The 18792-nt window shown below is 39.8% G+C and carries 19 protein-coding genes; all 19 read left to right on the forward strand.

Annotated elements, in window-relative coordinates; translation table 11 throughout:
* Window positions 1-12: 12 nt before the first annotated feature.
* Window positions 13-1131, forward strand: a complete 1119-nt coding sequence (mnmA, locus tag BIV60_RS01720) for a tRNA 2-thiouridine(34) synthase MnmA (protein WP_071354020.1) — start codon at window positions 13-15, stop codon at window positions 1129-1131.
* A gap of 94 nt (window positions 1132-1225) precedes the next feature.
* A complete protein-coding gene (locus BIV60_RS01725; RefSeq protein ID WP_071354021.1) occupies window positions 1226-1882 on the forward strand; it encodes a tetratricopeptide repeat protein in 657 nt (218 codons plus the stop codon).
* Window positions 1883-1914: 32 nt separating this feature from the next.
* Window positions 1915-4326: an SF1B family DNA helicase RecD2 gene (gene recD2 / locus BIV60_RS01730; protein ID WP_071354022.1), complete on the forward strand. Its 2412-nt coding sequence runs from the start codon at window positions 1915-1917 to the stop codon at window positions 4324-4326.
* Window positions 4327-4358: 32 nt separating this feature from the next.
* Window positions 4359-4835 (forward strand): PRC-barrel domain-containing protein, encoded by a 477-nt coding sequence (locus tag BIV60_RS01735; protein WP_071354023.1) that lies wholly within the window; start codon window positions 4359-4361, stop codon window positions 4833-4835.
* Between the two features lie 12 nt (window positions 4836-4847).
* Window positions 4848-5039, forward strand: coding sequence for a hypothetical protein (locus tag BIV60_RS01740; protein WP_071354024.1), 192 nt, complete (start codon window positions 4848-4850; stop codon window positions 5037-5039).
* Between the two features lie 56 nt (window positions 5040-5095).
* Window positions 5096-5230 carry a YrzQ family protein gene (locus tag BIV60_RS28065; protein WP_083402056.1) on the forward strand — a complete coding sequence of 45 codons (135 nt, stop codon included), beginning with the start codon at window positions 5096-5098 and terminating at the stop codon, window positions 5228-5230.
* A gap of 92 nt (window positions 5231-5322) precedes the next feature.
* A complete protein-coding gene (locus BIV60_RS01745; protein WP_071354025.1) occupies window positions 5323-6402 on the forward strand; it encodes an AI-2E family transporter in 1080 nt (359 codons plus the stop codon).
* Window positions 6403-6735: 333 nt separating this feature from the next.
* Window positions 6736-9369, forward strand: coding sequence for an alanine--tRNA ligase (alaS, locus tag BIV60_RS01755; RefSeq protein WP_071354027.1), 2634 nt, complete (start codon window positions 6736-6738; stop codon window positions 9367-9369).
* A 121-nt stretch (window positions 9370-9490) separates the two neighbouring features.
* On the forward strand, window positions 9491-9757 hold the full coding sequence (locus tag BIV60_RS01760; RefSeq protein WP_071354028.1) for an IreB family regulatory phosphoprotein: 267 nt from the start codon (window positions 9491-9493) through the stop codon (window positions 9755-9757).
* Between the two features lie 3 nt (window positions 9758-9760).
* Window positions 9761-10177, forward strand: coding sequence for a Holliday junction resolvase RuvX (ruvX, locus tag BIV60_RS01765; RefSeq protein ID WP_071354029.1), 417 nt, complete (start codon window positions 9761-9763; stop codon window positions 10175-10177).
* A 13-nt stretch (window positions 10178-10190) separates the two neighbouring features.
* Window positions 10191-10478, forward strand: coding sequence for a DUF1292 domain-containing protein (locus BIV60_RS01770; RefSeq protein ID WP_071354030.1), 288 nt, complete (start codon window positions 10191-10193; stop codon window positions 10476-10478).
* 189 nt (window positions 10479-10667) lie between these two features.
* Entirely contained in the window at window positions 10668-11804 is a 1137-nt protein-coding gene (mltG, locus tag BIV60_RS01775; RefSeq protein WP_083402057.1) for an endolytic transglycosylase MltG, read from the forward strand.
* Window positions 11805-12031: 227 nt separating this feature from the next.
* Window positions 12032-12682: an O-methyltransferase gene (locus tag BIV60_RS01780; RefSeq protein WP_071354031.1), complete on the forward strand. Its 651-nt coding sequence runs from the start codon at window positions 12032-12034 to the stop codon at window positions 12680-12682.
* Window positions 12679-13608 carry a peptidase U32 family protein gene (locus BIV60_RS01785; protein ID WP_071354032.1) on the forward strand — a complete coding sequence of 310 codons (930 nt, stop codon included), beginning with the start codon at window positions 12679-12681 and terminating at the stop codon, window positions 13606-13608. The genes BIV60_RS01780 and BIV60_RS01785 overlap by 4 nt, the downstream gene beginning before the upstream one ends.
* 17 nt (window positions 13609-13625) lie before the next feature.
* Window positions 13626-14897, forward strand: coding sequence for a peptidase U32 family protein (locus BIV60_RS01790; RefSeq protein WP_071354033.1), 1272 nt, complete (start codon window positions 13626-13628; stop codon window positions 14895-14897).
* Between the two features lies 1 nt (window position 14898).
* Window positions 14899-15531, forward strand: coding sequence for a uridine kinase (gene udk / locus BIV60_RS01795; RefSeq protein WP_071354034.1), 633 nt, complete (start codon window positions 14899-14901; stop codon window positions 15529-15531).
* 170 nt (window positions 15532-15701) lie between these two features.
* Window positions 15702-16178 carry a transcription elongation factor GreA gene (gene greA, locus BIV60_RS01800; RefSeq protein ID WP_071354035.1) on the forward strand — a complete coding sequence of 159 codons (477 nt, stop codon included), beginning with the start codon at window positions 15702-15704 and terminating at the stop codon, window positions 16176-16178.
* Window positions 16179-16242: 64 nt separating this feature from the next.
* Window positions 16243-18003, forward strand: a complete 1761-nt coding sequence (locus BIV60_RS01805; RefSeq protein WP_071354036.1) for a peptidoglycan D,D-transpeptidase FtsI family protein — start codon at window positions 16243-16245, stop codon at window positions 18001-18003.
* A gap of 89 nt (window positions 18004-18092) precedes the next feature.
* The gene (locus BIV60_RS01810; protein ID WP_256218269.1) at window positions 18093-18731 is read left to right on the forward strand and encodes a YrrS family protein; all 639 of its coding nucleotides are present in this window, start codon (window positions 18093-18095) and stop codon (window positions 18729-18731) included.
* The last annotated feature ends 61 nt before the right edge of the window (window positions 18732-18792 follow it).

Below are 18792 nucleotides of genomic sequence, written 5' to 3' on the forward strand. Positions count from 1 at the left end.
AGGTGAAATTTGATGGAGAAAAGAGAACCAAAGGATATCCGGGTTGTTGTCGGTATGTCTGGCGGGGTCGATTCCTCGGTTGCCGCTTTGCTTCTTAAACAGCAGGGGTATGATGTCATCGGGATTTTTATGAAAAACTGGGATGATACGAATGAATTCGGCGTTTGTACCGCAACAGAGGATTATGATGATGTAATCCGTGTTTGTAATCAGATTGGCATTCCGTATTATGCGGTTAATTTTGAAAAACAATATTGGGATAAAGTGTTTACCTACTTTTTAGAAGAATATAAGGCAGGCCGAACACCGAATCCGGATGTGATGTGCAATAAGGAAATTAAATTTAAAGCCTTTCTTGAGCATGCGGTGAACCTTGGTGCTGATTATCTGGCAACAGGCCATTATGCTCGTGTGGAGTACCGGGATGGAGAATACAAAATGCTTCGCGGGTTGGACGAAAATAAGGATCAAACTTATTTCTTAAACCAATTGACCCAGGAACAGCTAAGCAAGGTCATGTTCCCGATTGGAAATCTTGAGAAATCAAAAGTAAGGGGAATCGCGAAGGAAGCGGGTCTTGCGACGGCAACGAAAAAGGATAGTACCGGAATTTGCTTTATTGGGGAAAGGAATTTTAAAGAATTTCTTGGCCAATATCTTCCTGCACAGCCTGGGAATATGGAAACATTTGATGGCAAAGTGATGGGTAAACATGAGGGTCTCATGTATCACACGATTGGCCAGCGCCATGGGCTTGGAATTGGCGGCTCAGGTGAGCCGTGGTTTGCCATCGGAAAAGATTTAAAGCGAAATGTCCTTTATGTTGGACAAGGCTTTCATAACGAAAACTTGTACTCTGACTCAATTATCGCGGATGCTGTGAGCTGGGTTTCTGATTGCGCAAAACCTGCTGAATTTGAATGCACCGCAAAATTCCGTTACCGTCAAGAAGATCACAAAGTAACCGTCCATCTTCTCGAAGGCAACAAGGCAAAAGTAGTCTTTCATGAACCAATCCGCGCCATCACACCAGGACAAGCCGTCGTCTTCTACAACGGCGACGAATGCCTCGGCGGCGGGACCATCGACGAAGTCTACAAAAATAATGAACGCCTGACATACGTTGGGTAAAAAAATCCCTGATTCCACTCCGGAATCGGGGATTTTTTCGACCGAATCAAAGAAAAAAATATGGTATACTCTCATTAGAATGGAGTGGACAAGTTTGGATAAGAACCAATTGGGTGTGAAATATATGCAGGAAGGTAATTGGGAGGATGCGGCGAAGGCGTTTAATGAGGCGATTGCGGAGAGTCCGCAGGATCCGGTTGCCTATATCAATTTTGGCAATGTGCTTTCGGCTGTAGGGGATGATGAGAAGGCGTTAAAGTTTTATGAAAAAGCAATTGAGCTTGATGAGAATGCTGCGGCAGCTTATTATAGTGCAGGTAATGTACATTATAGTCAGCAAAGATATGATGCAGCTAAAAATATGTTCGAAAAAGCAATGCAAAAGGGCCTTCAATCAAGTGATAACTATTTTTTACTTGGGATGTGTCTCGTACAACTTGGACAAGGAAGGCTCGCCACCCCTTATTTACAACGAAGTGTAGAATTAAATGAGTCAGATGTGGAAGCACATTTTCAATTTGGCTTATGTCTCTTACAAGCAGAATTAATTGATCATGCTATAGAACAGTTTGAAAAGTGTATTGAAATAGATTCGAATTATGCGAATGCCTATTACTTTACAGGTACATCCCTTGCATATAAGGGAAGTACTGAAAAATCAATAAGTATGTTAGAAAAAGCCCTTGAATTAGATCCAGACCATATGTTGGCCGGGCAAGCAAGATCGATAATTGATCAAATAAAAAATTAGTTCATTTTTTGCCGTGGAAAGGAGGGAGCAAAATGGAAAAGCAGGTCTCACTTGATTTATTTGCAGAACAAGGGAAGTTTGTCAAAGGAAAGCATCTTGTAACGATTTTTCATAATGAACAAAATCTCTACACCGTCCTAAGAATTCGTGTGGAAGAAACCAATGATCAATATGAGGATAAAGAAGCGGTCATTACCGGTTATTTCCCGAAAATTCACGAACAGGAAACGTATATTTTTTACGGTGAATTTAAGGAGCATCCGAAATTTGGTCTGCAATTCCATACAAATCATTTCAGAAAAGATATTCCTCAAACAGAACAGGGTGTTATTGCTTATTTATCAAGTGAAATGTTTAAAGGGATTGGTAAAAAAACGGCAGAGAATATTGTAAAAACATTAGGGGAAAATGCAATTTCAAAAATTCTTAATCAGCCGTCATTACTTGATTCTATTCCGAAACTGCCTCCTGATAAGGCGAAACTGCTTTACGACACGTTAATGGAACATCAAGGGCTTGAGCAAGTCATGGTTGCCTTGAATCAATATGGCTTTGGTCCGCAGCTTTCCATGCGCATCTATCAAGCTTATAAGGAAACAACCCTTGATATCATCCAAAAAAATCCATATAAATTGGTAGAAGATATTGAAGGAATCGGCTTTGGCCGGGCGGACGAGCTCGGGTATCAGAATGGCATCTCCGGAAATCATCCGGACCGAATTAAAGCGGCCTGTTTGTATACGCTTGAAAATGAAAGCATGCAAACGGGTCATGTATACATACATGCGAAAGACTTATTGGAGACAGTTAAATCCCTCCTTGAAGAAAATAAACGGGATCAAATCGAATTTTCGGATATTTCCAATGAAGCTATTAAGCTTGAGGAAGAGGGGAAAATAATTGGCGAAGAACAGCGCATTTATCTCCCCTCACTATATTTCGCCGAAAAGGGCCTTGTAACGAGTATTAATCGAATCCTAGGGCAGACAGAGTACAAAGATCAATTTCCAGAATCAGAGTTTTTGCTTTCCCTTGGAAACCTAGAAGAGAGACTTGGCGTTGAATATGCCCCCTCTCAAAGAGAGGCCATTCAAACAGCATTAATGGCTCCGATGCTTATTTTAACAGGAGGTCCCGGTACTGGTAAAACAACTGTCATTAAAGGAATTGTTGAACTATATGCCGAACTTCACGGCTGTTCATTAGAAATAAAGGATTACCATAAAAAAGATGAACCTTTTCCATTTTTACTTGCCGCACCGACAGGCAGAGCCGCCAAGCGGATGAGTGAATCGACAGGGCTGCCTGCCGTGACGATTCACCGTTTACTAGGATTTAATGGAATGGAAGGTTTTGATCGTGATGAAACAACCCCGCTTGAAGGAAAAATTTTAATCGTAGACGAAACGTCCATGCTTGATATTTGGCTCGCCAATCAATTGTTCAAAGCACTTCCGGATAATATCCAAGTCATTTTGGTCGGCGATGAAGATCAATTACCATCTGTCGGTCCAGGGCAGGTGTTAAAAGACCTGTTGAATTCACAACGAATTCCGACAGTTAGATTAACCGATATTTATCGTCAGGCAGAAGGATCTTCTATCATTGAACTGGCTCATGATATTAAAAAAGGATATGTACCGGCAAATGTAACAGCAAAGCAAGCAGACCGGTCCTTTATTCGCTGTTCCACTGCCCAAGTGGCGCAGGTGGTTGAAAAGGTGGCATTAAACGCAAAAAACAAAGGTTATTCAGCAAAGGATATTCAAGTGTTGGCACCAATGTACCGCGGGCCAGCTGGGATTGACCGTTTAAATGTTTTGCTTCAGGAAATTTTTAATCCCAACCCGGATGGAAAGCGTAAAGAAATTACTTTTGGTGATGTAAAATACCGTATCGGCGACAAAGTTCTCCAGCTTATTAACCAGCCGGAAAATAATGTTTTTAACGGTGATATTGGCGAAATTATTTCGATTATTTATGCCAAAGAAAATACTGAAAAACAAGATATGATTTATATTTCTTTTGAAGGTAATGAAGCAGAATATACAAAGCAGGACTTAACCCAAATCACTCATGCTTATTGCTGCTCCGTCCATAAATCACAGGGAAGCGAGTTTCCAATTGTGATTCTCCCGATTACGAAAAGCTATTATAGAATGCTGCGAAGGAATTTAATTTATACAGCCATTACGCGCAGTAAACAATCGTTAATTCTTTGCGGGGAAGAGGATGCTTTAAGGATGGGCGTTGAAAGAGCTGACGAATTAAGCAGGCAAACCACCTTATGTCAAAAGCTTCAAGAATCAATTCCAGTAAAGGAAAGGGAAACAGAGACCGAAATAATTCCCGAAGGCCTGACGTTAGAAGAAGCTTTGATGCAAGTCGATCCGATGATTGGAATGGAAAACGTTTCACCTTATGATTTTATGGTAAATGGCTGAAACTATAAATGTTCGGAAAGGTGGGACACTTTTTGCGGACATTTTCTATATTGAAAAATCAGCCGGTGTTTGACATGCAATCCGGTATGAAAATCGGTGAAGTAAGTGATTTATTTATCACAAGCGACGGAGTCGTAAAAGGTATATTGGTTAAAAAAGACATTTTCTTTAAAAAAACTGCATTTTTGGACATCCAGAATATTGCTTCATTTGGCACCGATGGGATTATGATCGAAAATGTCGATCTTTTAGAAAAGCTTAAAACACCTCCGGAATATACATTTTCACATCAACATCCCTTAAATGGCCAAATGATTGTATCAAAGAGCGGCGATTCAATCGGTCTATTAAAGGATGTATATTTTCTGGAAGAATTGGGCACAATCGTAGGGTATGAAATTACGGATGGCTTCTTTTCAGACATTACTGAAGGGAAACAAGTTATACAATCCGAAAAGCCCCCGGCGATTGGAAAGGATGCCATCATCGTAGATGTAAACCAGACGTGAGGTGTCTTTTTCATGTTAAAGTGTCCCAATTGCCAGAGTAAGGATATCGGAAAAATTGGTATCAACCAATACTATTGCTGGAACTGTTTTATAGAATTGTCCCTTTCTAATGGCGTTATTAATACCCATCAAGTCGAAGAAGACGGTACGCTAAGTTCCTTAGACGATTTGTTTGAGGAAGAAGAGCGTCGTTACACCATTTAATTTACTCAGAAAGCACCTGTTCATAGCTTCCCCATTCTAAAGAAGAGGTGAATCATATGAATAAAATGATGACGAGTGTTGTTGCTTTCGGTGCAGGAATGGCAGCCTATAATTGGGCGCAGCGAAACAATATGATGTCAGCCCGCAATCTAAAAAAAATGCAAAGAAATGTAAAACGAGCGATTTTTTAACTTACAGCCCCCTTCTTTGAGCGGAGGGGGCATTTTCATGCATAATTCCCCCCTACTTCTCCAACACTAATGGAAAAAGGAGGAACGAGAGGTTGGATATTCACGTGAAATGGTATTATCGAATAGGATTCTTGCTCCTTTTATTAATTGCTATTTATCTATTTTTTAAAATCCGCTTTGTTTGGCTGCCAATACTTAAGGTAGTATTTTATATTTTATTACCGTTTTTGATTGCTGGTTTTATTACGTATCTGCTCCATCCCATTATCGAAAAGCTTCATGAAAAAGGGCTTCACCGCGGCCTTTCAATATTTTTAATTTATTGTTTATTTTTTGGGGGTCTTGGCTTTGCCCTATACAAAGGGATTCCGGCCTTTATTCATCAGTTAAAAGACTTGTCCGAGAGCGCTCCGATTTTAGCAGAGCAATACCGTGGCTGGATTCATACTCTTCAATCCCATACCAGGGAATGGCCGGATGGGCTGCAAGGGAAAATGAATGATGGAATAGATGCGTTTGAAGCCAAGTTAAATTCCTTGTTAACGATTATGGTTGAAATTCTCCTAAACTTTCTTAATTCAGCCTTAATCGTCATGATTATTCCGTTTATTGCTTTTTATATGTTAAAGGATTTTCCTCTAATCAAACGGGTAGTCTGGTATTTATCTCCGAAAAAATGGCGTAGGCAAGGGAAGCGTTTTTTAAGGGATGTCGACGAATCACTTGGGAGTTATATAAGAGGGCAGCTCCTTGTTTGTGTGATTATCGGCAGTGCCGCATCCTTGTTATTTTGGATATTTCATTTGCGATACCCACTGCTTTTGGGATTTATTGTGGGGATTACCGATGTCATTCCTTATTTTGGGCCTATATTAGGGGCGGTTCCCGCTATTATCATAGCTGCCACGGTTTCAGTAAAACTGGTGATTATTACGATTGTGATTATCCTTGTCCTTCAGTTTCTTGAGGGGAATATTCTATCACCTTATATTGTCGGGAGAAGTCTTCATATGCATCCGCTCTTGATTATGCTGGCTATCACAGCAGGAGGGGAGATTGGCGGGGTAATTGGGCTCATATTGGCGGTCCCGGTATTGGTCGTTTTAAAGGTTGGGGCCATTCATGCAAAAAATCATTTTATGCAAAAAAATACAAAGGATTCCCTATCCTAATTGACAAACAATTTTAGAGTGGCTATAATTCGTCATAGAGTATGATATATGTGTGTAATATGTTGAAGGATCGAGTATGTTGTAGACCATTTGTAACGCTTTTGTGCGTGAAGAGAGGAGCTTCCCAGGCTGAAAGGAGCTCTAAATGAAGGATGACAGAAAGCTAATCCAGAGTGCAGCTAATCCCTGCCGTATTGCCGCGTTAAGGCAGCTGAGAGATGAATATAGCTTTTGTATTCATAATCAGGGTGGTACCGCGAGTCAAGTCCTCGTCCCTGCTATAGGGATGAGGGCTTTTTTTGTATTAAAAATACATAGGAGGTCTAATTTAGCATGAAAAGTTTAACAGGTTCTCAAATTCGAAAAATGTTTTTAGACTTTTTTCAAGAAAAAGGTCACTCAGTTGAACCAAGTGCTCCGCTTGTACCGATTGATGATCCATCCCTGTTGTGGATTAACAGCGGTGTTGCAACATTGAAGAAATATTTCGATGGCCGTGTCATTCCGGAAAATCCCAGAATTACGAATGCACAAAAATCGATTCGTACCAATGATATTGAAAATGTCGGAAAAACAGCCCGCCACCATACATTTTTTGAAATGCTTGGAAATTTCTCCATTGGTGATTATTTTAAAGAAGAAGCCATTGAATGGGCATGGGAATTTTTAACCGATAAAAAATGGATTGGTTTTGAGCCGGAATTGCTTTCAGTTACCGTTCATCCGGAAGACGATGAAGCATATGAAATTTGGAATAAAAAAATCGGGGTTCCTGAGGAACGGATTATCCGCCTTGAAGGAAACTTTTGGGATATCGGGGAAGGTCCAAGCGGTCCAAACTCGGAGATTTTCTATGACCGCGGTCCAGAGTATGGGGATGACCCGACAGATCCGGAACTTTATCCAGGCGGAGAAAATGAACGCTATCTTGAAGTTTGGAATTTAGTATTTTCACAATTTAACCATAATCCAGACGGTACCTACACCCCGCTGCCAAAGAAAAATATTGATACTGGCATGGGCTTGGAAAGAATGGCATCTGTTGTTCAAAATGTCCCAACAAACTTTGATACCGATTTATTTATGCCGATTATTCGTGCAACCGAAGAAATTTCAGGCGTAAAATATGGTTCAGCTAATGAGAAAGATGTTGCATTTAAGGTCATTGCCGACCATATTCGGACGGTCGCTTTCGCGGTTGGTGACGGTGCACTGCCTTCAAACGAAGGGCGCGGATACGTATTACGCCGCCTGCTCCGCCGTGCAGTTCGCTATGCAAAACAAATTAATATTAACCGGCCGTTCATGTTTGAGCTAGTTCCTGTTGTTGGGGAAGTAATGCACGACTTTTACCCACAAGTAAAAGAGAAGTCAGACTTTATTCAAAAGGTTATTAAAAATGAGGAAGAGCGTTTCCATGAAACACTTCATGAAGGACTAGCGATTTTATCAAGTGTGATTAAAAAAGAGAAAGAAAAGGGCAGCGACACGATTCCTGGTGTTGATGTTTTCCGACTTTATGACACATATGGATTCCCTGTTGAATTAACAGAGGAATACGCTCTAGAAGACGGAATGAAAATTGACCATAATGGATTTGAAGAGGAAATGGAGCAACAGCGTGAACGTGCCCGCGCAGCCCGTCAAGATGTTGATTCCATGCAGGTTCAAGGCAGTGTGCTTGGAAACTTTAAGGTCGAAAGCCAATTTATTGGTTATGGAAATCTAAACACAAATGCTAAAGTTGCAGCCATTATTAAAGATGGTGAATTAGTTGACGAAGCTGCGAGCGGTGACGAAATTCAGTTTATTTTGGATGCTACCCCGTTCTATGCAGAAAGCGGCGGACAGATTGCTGACCTTGGTGTTCTTCAAGCGGATGGTGTTTCTGTAAAAATTAAAGATGTTCAAAAAGCGCCAAACGGACAAAACCTTCATAGGGCAGTTGTTGAAGCAGGAACCTTAAAAACGGGGCAGACCGTTACCGCTGTGGTTAACCAAGAAAACCGCGTGAAAATCACAAAGAACCATACGGCTACCCACTTGCTTCATCAAGCACTAAAGGATGTACTTGGAACGCATGTTAACCAAGCGGGATCTTTAGTTGAACCAGACCGTCTTCGATTTGACTTCTCCCATTTTGGTCAAGTAAAGCCAGAAGAACTGGAACAGGTTGAGCAAATCGTGAATGAAAAAATTTGGCGAAACATTGAAGTGGATATCACGTTAAAACCAATCGCTGAAGCAAAGAAAATGGGTGCTATGGCCCTTTTTGGTGAAAAATATGGTGACATTGTCCGCGTCGTAAAAGTTGGCGATTACAGCCTTGAACTTTGCGGTGGCTGCCATGTTCCGAATACATCTGTCATTGGCTTATTTAAAATTGTTTCAGAAGGCGGTATTGGTGCCGGCACAAGAAGAATTGAAGCCGTTACCGGCGAAGCAGCATACCTTCTTCTAAATGAACAGGTTGGGTTGTTAAAGGAAGCAGCTGAAAAATTAAAAACAAATCCTAAGGATATCGTAACTCGTATCGAAGGTCTTTCTGCAGAAATCCGACAGTTACATCGTGAAAATGAATCATTAGCAGCGAAGCTTGGCAACATTGAAGCTGGAAATCTTGTTAGCAACGTAAAAGAAATTGATGGTGTCAACGTATTAACTGCAAAGGTTCAAGCAGCTGATATGAATAACTTAAGAAATATGGCTGATGACCTAAAACAAAAACTTGGAACAGCAGTCATTGTCTTAGGCAGTGTGCATGAAGGGAAAGTAAATTTAATTTCCGCAGTAACAAAAGATTTAAATGAAAAAGGCTACCATGCCGGGAAACTGATAAAAGAAGTAGCAACAAGATGCGGCGGTGGCGGAGGCGGCCGTCCGGATATGGCGCAGGCAGGAGGCAAGGATCCGGAAAAACTTGATTCTGCCCTACAATTTGTCGTGGAATGGGTAAAATCCATTTGATAATAGGACAAAGTAGTGTAAAATGTAGGTAACTGACCTAGAAAGCGGAAGCGCCTTTCCTAGGCGCTGGAGCTAGACAAGAAAATTTTCTCCTTTATTCAGAAATGCGAGGTGCAATAAAATGAGCTCATTTGACAAAACGATGAGGTTCAGTTTTCCTGAAGAGCCTTTCGAACATGATGTAAACGATGTTCTTTTTCAAGTATATGAAGCCTTGCAGGAAAAGGGGTACAATCCAATCAATCAAATTGTCGGCTACCTTTTATCCGGAGATCCTGCGTATATTCCACGACATCGGGATGCCCGCAACATTATTCGCAAACTTGAACGGGATGAAATCATTGAAGAATTGGTTAAATCATATTTAAAAAAACAGCGTGAGGGTTGATGAATGCGCATCATGGGATTAGATGTAGGCTCGAAAACAGTCGGGGTTGCCTTAAGTGATGAACTGGGCTGGACTGCACAGGGCTTAAAAACACTCAAAATCAATGAAGAAAAGAACCAGTTTGGTTTTGAGGAAATTGGTCAATTAATAAAAGAGTATCAGGTCAGCCAGGTTGTCATCGGTTTTCCGAAGAATATGAATGGCACAATTGGTCCGCGTGGCGAAGCGAGTCAAAAATATGCATCGGAGCTTGAAAGTCTCTTTTCGGTACCGACCGTTTTATGGGACGAGCGCCTTTCCACCATGGCCGCTGAACGGGTGCTTTTGGAAGCGGATGTTAGCCGAAAAAAACGGAAAAAAGTAATTGATAAAATGGCTGCAGTAATGATCTTACAAGGCTATCTTGATAGCAAAAATTAAATGAGGTGAAAACATGGATCACGGAGAAAACCATATTACAGTTGTAGATGATAACGGTAATGAACAATTATGTGAAGTTTTATTTACCTTCGATTCTGAAGAGTTCGGTAAATCTTATGTTTTATATTACCCGGTAGGTGAAGAAGATGAGGAAGAGGATATCGAAATTCACGCTTCTGCATTTTCCCCGACCGAGGACGGAGAAGATGGCGAATTAATGCCAATCGAAACCGATGAAGAATGGGATATGATTGAAGAAATGCTAAATACCTTCCTAGAAGAACAAGACGAAGAAGAATAATAATTAGAAAAGTCGGCCGGGTAAATTGGCCGATTTTTTTTATTTAAAAAATAGCCCTTTTTAGCCAAAATAACTGAAAAATTGACATTTTTCGCAGTATATGATGAAATTACTACGATGTCATTTATAATATTTTTTCTATTTTTGGTTGATTTGTGAACGCTTGACTGCAGCAAGGGGGAAGTCTATTTGGCAACTGGAGAAAAAGGGACAAAAAAAGAGGAAATCAGAAAAAAAATGTTAGAACATCAAAGTGAAGCAAAAATTGTCAGACGCATTGTCTTAACCATCTCGATCATCATTGGTTTATTGATTGTTGTCATTGGTGGAGGCGGTTATCTTTACATACAATCAGCACTTAAACCTGTTGATCCAAAGAGTAAACTGTATAAAAAAGTCGATATCCCAATTGGATCAACTGTCACAGGAATCGCTGAAAGATTAGAGTCAAACGGCATTATTAAAAATGCAAAAGTTTTTAAGTATTATGTGAAATTAAAAAATGAAGGCGGATTTATGGCTGGTAAATACGAATTGAGCCCTTCGATGGATATTCCAGAGATTGTAAGCCGACTGAAAACAGGAAGGGTTCTGCAGCAGGCTGCCATTAAACTGACCATACCAGAAGGAAAGCAATTAAAAGAAATTGCCCATCTCATCGCAAAGGCAGTTCATAAAAAGGATCAAGATGTGTTGAATCAATTAAATGATAAAACCTTTGTTAAAGCAATGATGGAAAAATACCCAACGCTTTTAACAAATGAAATTCTTAATAACAATATTAAATATCCACTGGAAGGATACTTATATCCGGCGACCTATTCCTTTTATAAGAAAGATCCATCCATTGATGAAATCGTATCGTTGATGCTAGATAAAACGAAGACAGTTTTATCTCAATATACAGCCGAAAGTGATAAGAAACACCTATCGGTTCATCAACTTTTAACAATGGCATCTTTAATTGAGGAAGAGGCAACTGAAAAGGCCGACCGTAAAAAGATTTCTAGTGTTTTTTATAATCGGTTAAAAAAGGGAATGCCGCTGCAAACAGACCCTACCATCCTTTATGCACAAGGGAAACATAAGAAGAAAGTCTATTATGCTGATTTAGAAGTGAGTTCTCCTTATAATACGTATAAAAATACAGGTTTACCTCCAGGACCGATCTCTAATGCAGGGAAAATCTCAATTGAGGCAGCATTGCGCCCGGAAAAAACCGATTATTACTATTTTCTTGCCACAGCAGATGGTTCGGTTATTTTTACAAAAACGCTTGCCGAGCATAATCAGGAAAAGGCTAAGCATATTTCCAATAAAAAATAGGTATAATTTTGGGGGAAAATTAGCATTCCCCTTTTTTTTATGTTAAAATAATTCAAGTGTTTTAATAAGCATCTTATAGCGTGACTCACAGAATTGTGTTCTGGCCACCCTTTGCTTTAACACATCACCAAAATAAAATTTTTAGGTGATGAGGTCGTTTTCTGTGAACGCTATTTTTTCATGTCTAAAGTAAGCATCATGCTTGATAAGAAATAGAGGTGAGTAGCTTGGATAATGAAAAGCTACATTCTTATATAGAAAATTTAATATCGGTTCGTAATCCATTGCTTCAGGAAATGGAGGAATTTGCAAAAGAACACCAAGTACCGATTATGGAACTTGCAGGAATCGAAGCAATGCTTCAAATTCTAAGAATACAGAATACAAAAAAAATCCTCGAGGTCGGAACAGCAATTGGCTATTCAGCATTGCGAATGGCTTTTGCCCTCCCCGAAGCCCAAATTGTCACAATTGAACGTGATGAGGTGCGTTATTCATTAGCGGAAGCTTATATTAGCCGCTCCGGAAGAAATGAGCAAATCGTACTCATTAAAGGAGATGCGCTTGAAGTGGGAGACAATGTGGCTAGACATGCACCTTTTGATGCGATTTTTATTGATGCGGCAAAAGGTCAATATAAGAGATTTTTTGAAATGTATTCGAAATTCCTAACTTCTAGTGGAATGATTGTGACCGATAATGTCCTTTTTAAAGGCCTTGTATGTGAGCAGGAAATCGAATCAAAACGAACAAGAAATCTTGTTAAGAAAATAGATGATTTTAATCGCTGGCTCATGTCCCATCCTGATTATGATACGGTAATTCTCCCAGTTGGTGACGGTGTGGCCATAAGCAAAAGAAGAGGTGAAAAAGAATGAAAAAACCAGAAATTTTAGTGACTCCCTTGTCTGTTGAGGATATTCTCCCGCTTGCTGAAGCCGGTGCAGATGCGTTTGTCATTGGAGAACAACGATATGGTTTGCGGCTAGCAGGTGAATTTAACCGGGAACAAGTTATAAAAGCAATTGAAGTTGCCCATTCACAAGGAAAGAAAGTTTATGTGGCCATGAACGCCATTTTCCATAATGAAAAAGTGGATGAATTAAATGATTATATCCGCTTTGCTGCAGAAGCAAATGCTGATGCGATTATTTTCGGAGATCCCGCTGTATTAATGGCAGCTAAGGAAACTGCTCCGGACATGAAATTACATTGGAGCACTGAGACTACCGGAACGAACTGGTATACTTGCAATTACTGGGGGAGAAAGGGCGCCAAACGGGCTGTTCTCGCACGTGAAATTAATTTGGATGCAATTGTTGAAATCAAAGAGAAAGCGGAAGTGGAAATTGAAGTTCTAGTTCATGGAATGAGTTGCATGTTCCAATCAAAGCGTTCTTTACTTGGTAACTATTATGAGTACCAAGGAAAAGTAATGGAAGTTGAAAATCGTAAAATGTCAGAGAACATGTTCTTACATGACAAAGAACGAGGAAATAAATATCCAATTTTTGAAGATGAGAACGGTACACACATTATGAGTCCAAATGATATTTGTATCATTGATGAATTGCAGGATATGCTGGAGGCCGGTGTAGATTCTTTTAAAATTGACGGGATTCTTAAAACTTCTGAATATATTCTTGCTATAACAAAAGCATATCGTGAAGCCATTGATTTATATTTTGAAGATGAAGAGCTTTATGAAGATAAAAAAGAAGAATTATTAGCGGCTATTGAAGAAATTCAACCTTCAGATCGTCCTTTAGATACAGGGTTCTTTTTCAAAGAAACGGTTTATTAAAAGGAGGGAAATAGAACATGAGTATTGTTAAAGATAAAATATCAGAGATTATCGATGGGAAGCGTGTCATTGTTAAAAAGCCGGAACTGCTTGCTCCTGCAGGAAATCTTGAAAAATTAAAAATTGCTGTTCAATATGGTGCTGACGCTGTATTTATAGGTGGTCAGGAATACGGTCTCCGCTCGAATGCTGATAACTTTACATTTGAGGAAATGAAAGAGGGCGTAGAATTCGCTAAAAAATTTGGCGCAAAAATCTATGTTACCACTAATATTTTCGCTCACAATGAAAATATAGATGGATTAGAAGAATATTTAATGGGATTAAAAGAAGCTGGTGTTGCCGGAATTATCGTAGCAGACCCGCTGATTATTGAAACATGCAAACGGGTGGCGCCAGGTATCGAAATTCACCTTAGTACCCAGCAATCTCTTTCCAACTGGAAAGCTGTCCAATTTTGGAAGGAAGAAGGGCTGGAACGAGTTGTATTGGCACGTGAAACAAGTGCTGAAGAAATCCGGGAAATGAAAGAAAAAGTTGATATTGAAATTGAAACCTTTATCCATGGTGCCATGTGTATTGCCTATTCCGGGCGTTGTACGTTAAGTAACCATATGACTGCACGTGACTCCAATCGGGGGGGCTGCTGTCAATCCTGCCGCTGGGATTATGATTTATACCAGCTAGAGGGCGGAAATACTGAAGTTCAGCAATTTGCCGAGAACGATGCACCGTTTGCCATGAGTCCGAAAGACTTAAATTTAATCCAATCCATCCCGCAAATGATTGAAATAGGAATCGACAGTTTAAAAATTGAAGGACGGATGAAGTCGATTCACTATATTGCGACGGTAGTTAGTGTATATCGTAAAGTAATTGATGCATACTGCGCCGATCCAGAGAATTTTGTTATCAAACGCGAATGGCTCCAGGAGCTTGATAAATGTGCAAACCGCGAAACGGCACCGGCATTTTTTGAAGGCGTTCCAGGGTATAAAGAGCAAATGTTTGGTAATCATAGCAAGAAGACAACATTTGAATTTGTTGGCCTTGTATTGGATTATAACGAGGAAACACAAATGGTTACACTTCAACAGCGAAACCATTTTAAACCAGGTGATGAAGTTGAATTCTTCGGACCGGAAATTCAAAACTTTACGCACGTTATAGATAAAATTTGGGATGAAAAGGGTCAAGAACTGGATGCAGCAAGACATCCACTTCAAATTGTACAATTCAAATTGAACAAACCGGTTTACACTAACAACATGATGCGAAAGGAGAACTAAGATGCGCAAACCAGTTGTTATTGGTGTAACCGGGGGATCAGGCTCCGGAAAAACCAGTGTTACAAAAGCCATTTATGATAGTTTTAAAGGGCATTCTATCCTTATGCTTGAGCAGGATTATTATTATAAGGATCAGAGCAATCTTCCCTTTGAAGAACGGCTGAAAACGAATTACGATCATCCGCTTGCCTTTGATAATGATTTGCTGATTGAGCATATTGAGAAGCTTTTACGCTATGAACCAATTGAAAAGCCAGTGTATGATTATTCTCTTCATACCCGTTCAGATGAGGTCATTCCCGTCGAACCGAAGGATGTTATCATCTTGGAAGGGATTCTGGTTCTTGAGGATGAACGACTCCGCAATTTAATGGACATTAAACTTTATGTGGACACGGACGCCGATTTAAGAATTATCCGCCGCATGCAGCGCGATATTAAAGAACGGGGTCGGACATTGGATTCGGTCATTGATCAATATGTAAACGTAGTACGGCCGATGCACAATCAATTTATCGAGCCAACAAAACGCTATGCGGATGTCATTATTCCTGAAGGCGGGCATAATCATGTAGCAATCGATTTAATGGTCACAAAAATTCAAACAATTCTTGAACAAAATTCATTTTTATGAAACAATAGCAAAAGATAAGACTAATTGATTCCAATTTGGAAAAATATGATTTTGGCGCGCCCTGATAAAAGGACGCGCTCCTATGCATTTACAAAAGATGCATACATCATACATATATTTTAAACACAATCTTTTTTGGGGGATTGTGATACTAGAAGGAGTGAGAAGTTTTGGCAGGAGAAAAAGTATTTCCAATGACACAGGCAGGAAAAGAAAAACTCGAACAGGAGCTTGAATACCTAAAATCCGTTAAACGGAAAGAGGTTGTTGAGCGGATTAAAATTGCCAGAAGTTTTGGCGACTTATCCGAAAACTCCGAATATGATTCTGCAAAAGAAGAACAAGCATTTGTGGAAGGCCGTATTACCACATTAGAAAATATGATTCGTAATGCAAAGATTATTGAAGAAGGCGAAATGGCAAGCGATTCCGTAGCCTTGGGAAGATCTGTAACTTTTATTGAACTTCCGGATGGAGAAGAAGAGACTTATACAATTGTTGGTAGTGCCGAGGCAGATCCTTTTGAGGGCAAAATCTCTAATGATTCTCCAATTGCCAAAAGCCTTTTAGGAAAAAAGGTTGGGGATGAAGTAACAGTTCAAACTCCGGGCGGAGAAATGAACGTTCGCATCATAACGATTAAATAATTTAATTGAATAAATTGTTTGAAATTTCCACACCTCGTCAAAACTTTTGACGAGGTGTTTTTTTATGTGGAAAATACGTGCAAAAGGATTGCTTTACATCTGTATTTTCTTTTTTACGTTATTATTATTCAGGCTCATGAAAATCCAATTAATTAATACAGAGAATTTCTCCAAACATCATATTAACTTGCTGGAGGAAAGCGTTAAGCAGAGAACCCAAGAATTAGTGATTGACAATGGCAGGGGGAGTTTTCTCGACCGGAATGGGAATATGTTAACCCATAAAAAGGAATCCGTTTTGGTGCTTTTTCCATTTTTAAAAAAAATGGATTGGGATGTTGAGAAGGTTTCTTCCATTTCCGGTATCTCTCAAGAATCTCTTCAACATGCGGTCGAAAAAGCAAAAAAACCATTTACTTATGGGAACCCGGAACCGGTGGAACTAACCGATTCCCAGGTTGAAAGAATCAATGCGCTAGAGATACCGGGCGTCTTTGCTATTGATAAAAAGTTTGAGAGGAAATCCCTACCCGCTGAGCAATTAATCGGCCTTACCGGGGAGAACCCAACAGAACTAGTAAATCGTTATCCTAAAAAGGAACTGCCAAGGGAAACCCTGATTGGGGTTTCCGGTTTAGAAAAAAGCTTTGATGAATTTTTACTTCCTGAAGGCAAATCCAAGCTTGTTTACCATGTCGATGGGGATGGTGCACCATTATTCGGCATAAATGTTAAGTATGTAGATCCTGCCAATCCATTTTATCCAGTCAACGTAAAAACCACAATTGATAAAACGATTCAGCAAAAGGCTGAGGAATTGGTTGATCGTTATCAAATTAAAAAGGGCGGTTTAGTACTTTTAGATATTAAGGATAATAGTATTTTAGCAATGGTATCCCGTCCGAATGTAAATAAAAAAGATCCGTATAGCGGCTCAGGGATCACGAATCGAATGTTAAAGCAGCAAATTATGGGTTCCGTTTTTAAAACAGTAGTGGCTGCGGCAGCTATTGACCAGAATCTTGATAACCCTGCAAGGGTATTTGATTGCAGCAAGAAGATAAATGGGGAACCTGAGTTGAAATATGATTATGGTAAATTAAACTTTTCCGAAAGCTTTGCCAGAAGCTGTAACCGTACATTCGGAGAACTTTCAAAAGAGTTACAAAAGATTGATCCAACTATTTTAGAGCAATATGCATCGAGATTATCTTTAATCGGCCCCGTAGGCTGGGAGGGAGATGTGTACCATACAAGTGATTTTAAACAGCTCGGTGAAGAAGAAAAGGGCAGGGTATTCCAATCTGATAATGCACGAAAGGACTCTAACTATGCAGCAATGTCCGGAATTGGCCAACATGAAGTAAGAGCTACTCCACTAGCGGTTGCCAATATGATGGCAACGATTGCAAGAGGCGGCCAAAAAGAAATGGTCCGGGCGGTTTCGAAAATCCAATATAAAAATGGGACAACCATTGTGAATTTTCCACAGCAGAATTTGCCTGGAGATACGATTTCCTCTTATACGGCGATGAAGCTGCAAAAATTGTTAAGGAGCGTTGTTCAAAATCCGAATGGTACGGGCAAATGGTTTCAAAATCTGCCCTATGAAGTTGCAGGAAAATCAGGAACGGCCGAAACGGGAAAGTATTTGAAAGGAAAACAGCTTCATAATAAATGGTTTGCCGGTTATTTTCCCTATGAGAGCCCAAAATATGCTCTTGTAGCTGTAAATTTCGATGTGTATGACAATGAGGGGGGTGTGAATTTATTATTTTCTGATATGGTCAAAATGCTTTATTCGAATAATCACTTGGATGAATAGCACTTTTCGATTGGTTTAAGGGATATCTCTTCAAGTTCTGGGCAAATCATGTTAGAATGTTGACAGCTTCATTTTTAGGAGGGATTAACTTGAATATCGATAACGATTCGCGTTCAGGATACCGGTCGAAACGAAAAAAAACAAATCTTATTTTAAATAGTTTGATTGTGATTATAATTGTCTTAATTGTTTTTGTTGCCTACAGAATTTTTGCATCGGGAGATAACAACGCATCACCGAAAAATGATGTTCAACATACAGCAGAAAAACAAACGGAACCAAAAAAGAATCAGACTGATACTGCTCAAGAAACAAGCACACCTGCTGACAGTGCTACGGGAACGTCAGATTCCTCAACGGATGGTACAGGTGATTCACAGCAGGCTACTGATTCACAGCAGGCTACTTCAGAGAGTGGAAATTCTCCAGATAATCAAAATACAACTGAAAATAAAGACTGGAAACCAGTGGGCACTACGCAATCAGGCGAACATACACCTGTCTATGATACAAGTTCAACGGATTGGCAGGAAATGCTGAATGCCATTTCATATGCTACGGGCATTGATCAAAATAATATGATCGTATGGCATCTTGGCAGAGACCGAAGCAAACAGAATGCATCCATTGGTACGGTATCCTCAAAAGATAAAAAACAAAATTACACAGTATATATTGAATGGGTGGACGGCCAAGGCTGGAAGCCGACAAAGGTAGAAAAAAAATAAGGATGGGCCATTACGGCTTCATCCTTTTTTGTTGTGTAAATTAATGTATTATGTTAACATA

The organism is Bacillus sp. MUM 116, from assembly GCF_001866655.1.
GTDB lineage: Bacteria > Bacillota > Bacilli > Bacillales > Cytobacillaceae > Neobacillus.

Excerpts from the sequence above, each read along its gene's own strand:
- BIV60_RS01770 (WP_071354030.1), top strand. The coding sequence starts at position 10,191 with ATGGATCACGGAGAAAACCATATTACAGTTGTAGATGATAACGGTAAT.
- BIV60_RS01740 (WP_071354024.1), top strand. The coding sequence starts at position 4,848 with ATGTTAAAGTGTCCCAATTGCCAGAGTAAGGATATCGGAAAAATTGGT.
- BIV60_RS01790 (WP_071354033.1), top strand. The coding sequence starts at position 13,626 with ATGAGTATTGTTAAAGATAAAATATCAGAGATTATCGATGGGAAGCGT.
- udk (WP_071354034.1), top strand. The coding sequence starts at position 14,899 with ATGCGCAAACCAGTTGTTATTGGTGTAACCGGGGGATCAGGCTCCGGA.
- BIV60_RS01805 (WP_071354036.1), top strand. The coding sequence starts at position 16,243 with ATGTGGAAAATACGTGCAAAAGGATTGCTTTACATCTGTATTTTCTTT.
- ruvX (WP_071354029.1), top strand. The coding sequence starts at position 9,761 with ATGCGCATCATGGGATTAGATGTAGGCTCGAAAACAGTCGGGGTTGCC.
- BIV60_RS01785 (WP_071354032.1), top strand. The coding sequence starts at position 12,679 with ATGAAAAAACCAGAAATTTTAGTGACTCCCTTGTCTGTTGAGGATATT.
- BIV60_RS28065 (WP_083402056.1), top strand. The coding sequence starts at position 5,096 with ATGAATAAAATGATGACGAGTGTTGTTGCTTTCGGTGCAGGAATGGCA.
- recD2 (WP_071354022.1), top strand. The coding sequence starts at position 1,915 with ATGGAAAAGCAGGTCTCACTTGATTTATTTGCAGAACAAGGGAAGTTT.
- BIV60_RS01760 (WP_071354028.1), top strand. The coding sequence starts at position 9,491 with ATGAGCTCATTTGACAAAACGATGAGGTTCAGTTTTCCTGAAGAGCCT.
- alaS (WP_071354027.1), top strand. The coding sequence starts at position 6,736 with ATGAAAAGTTTAACAGGTTCTCAAATTCGAAAAATGTTTTTAGACTTT.
- mnmA (WP_071354020.1), top strand. The coding sequence starts at position 13 with ATGGAGAAAAGAGAACCAAAGGATATCCGGGTTGTTGTCGGTATGTCT.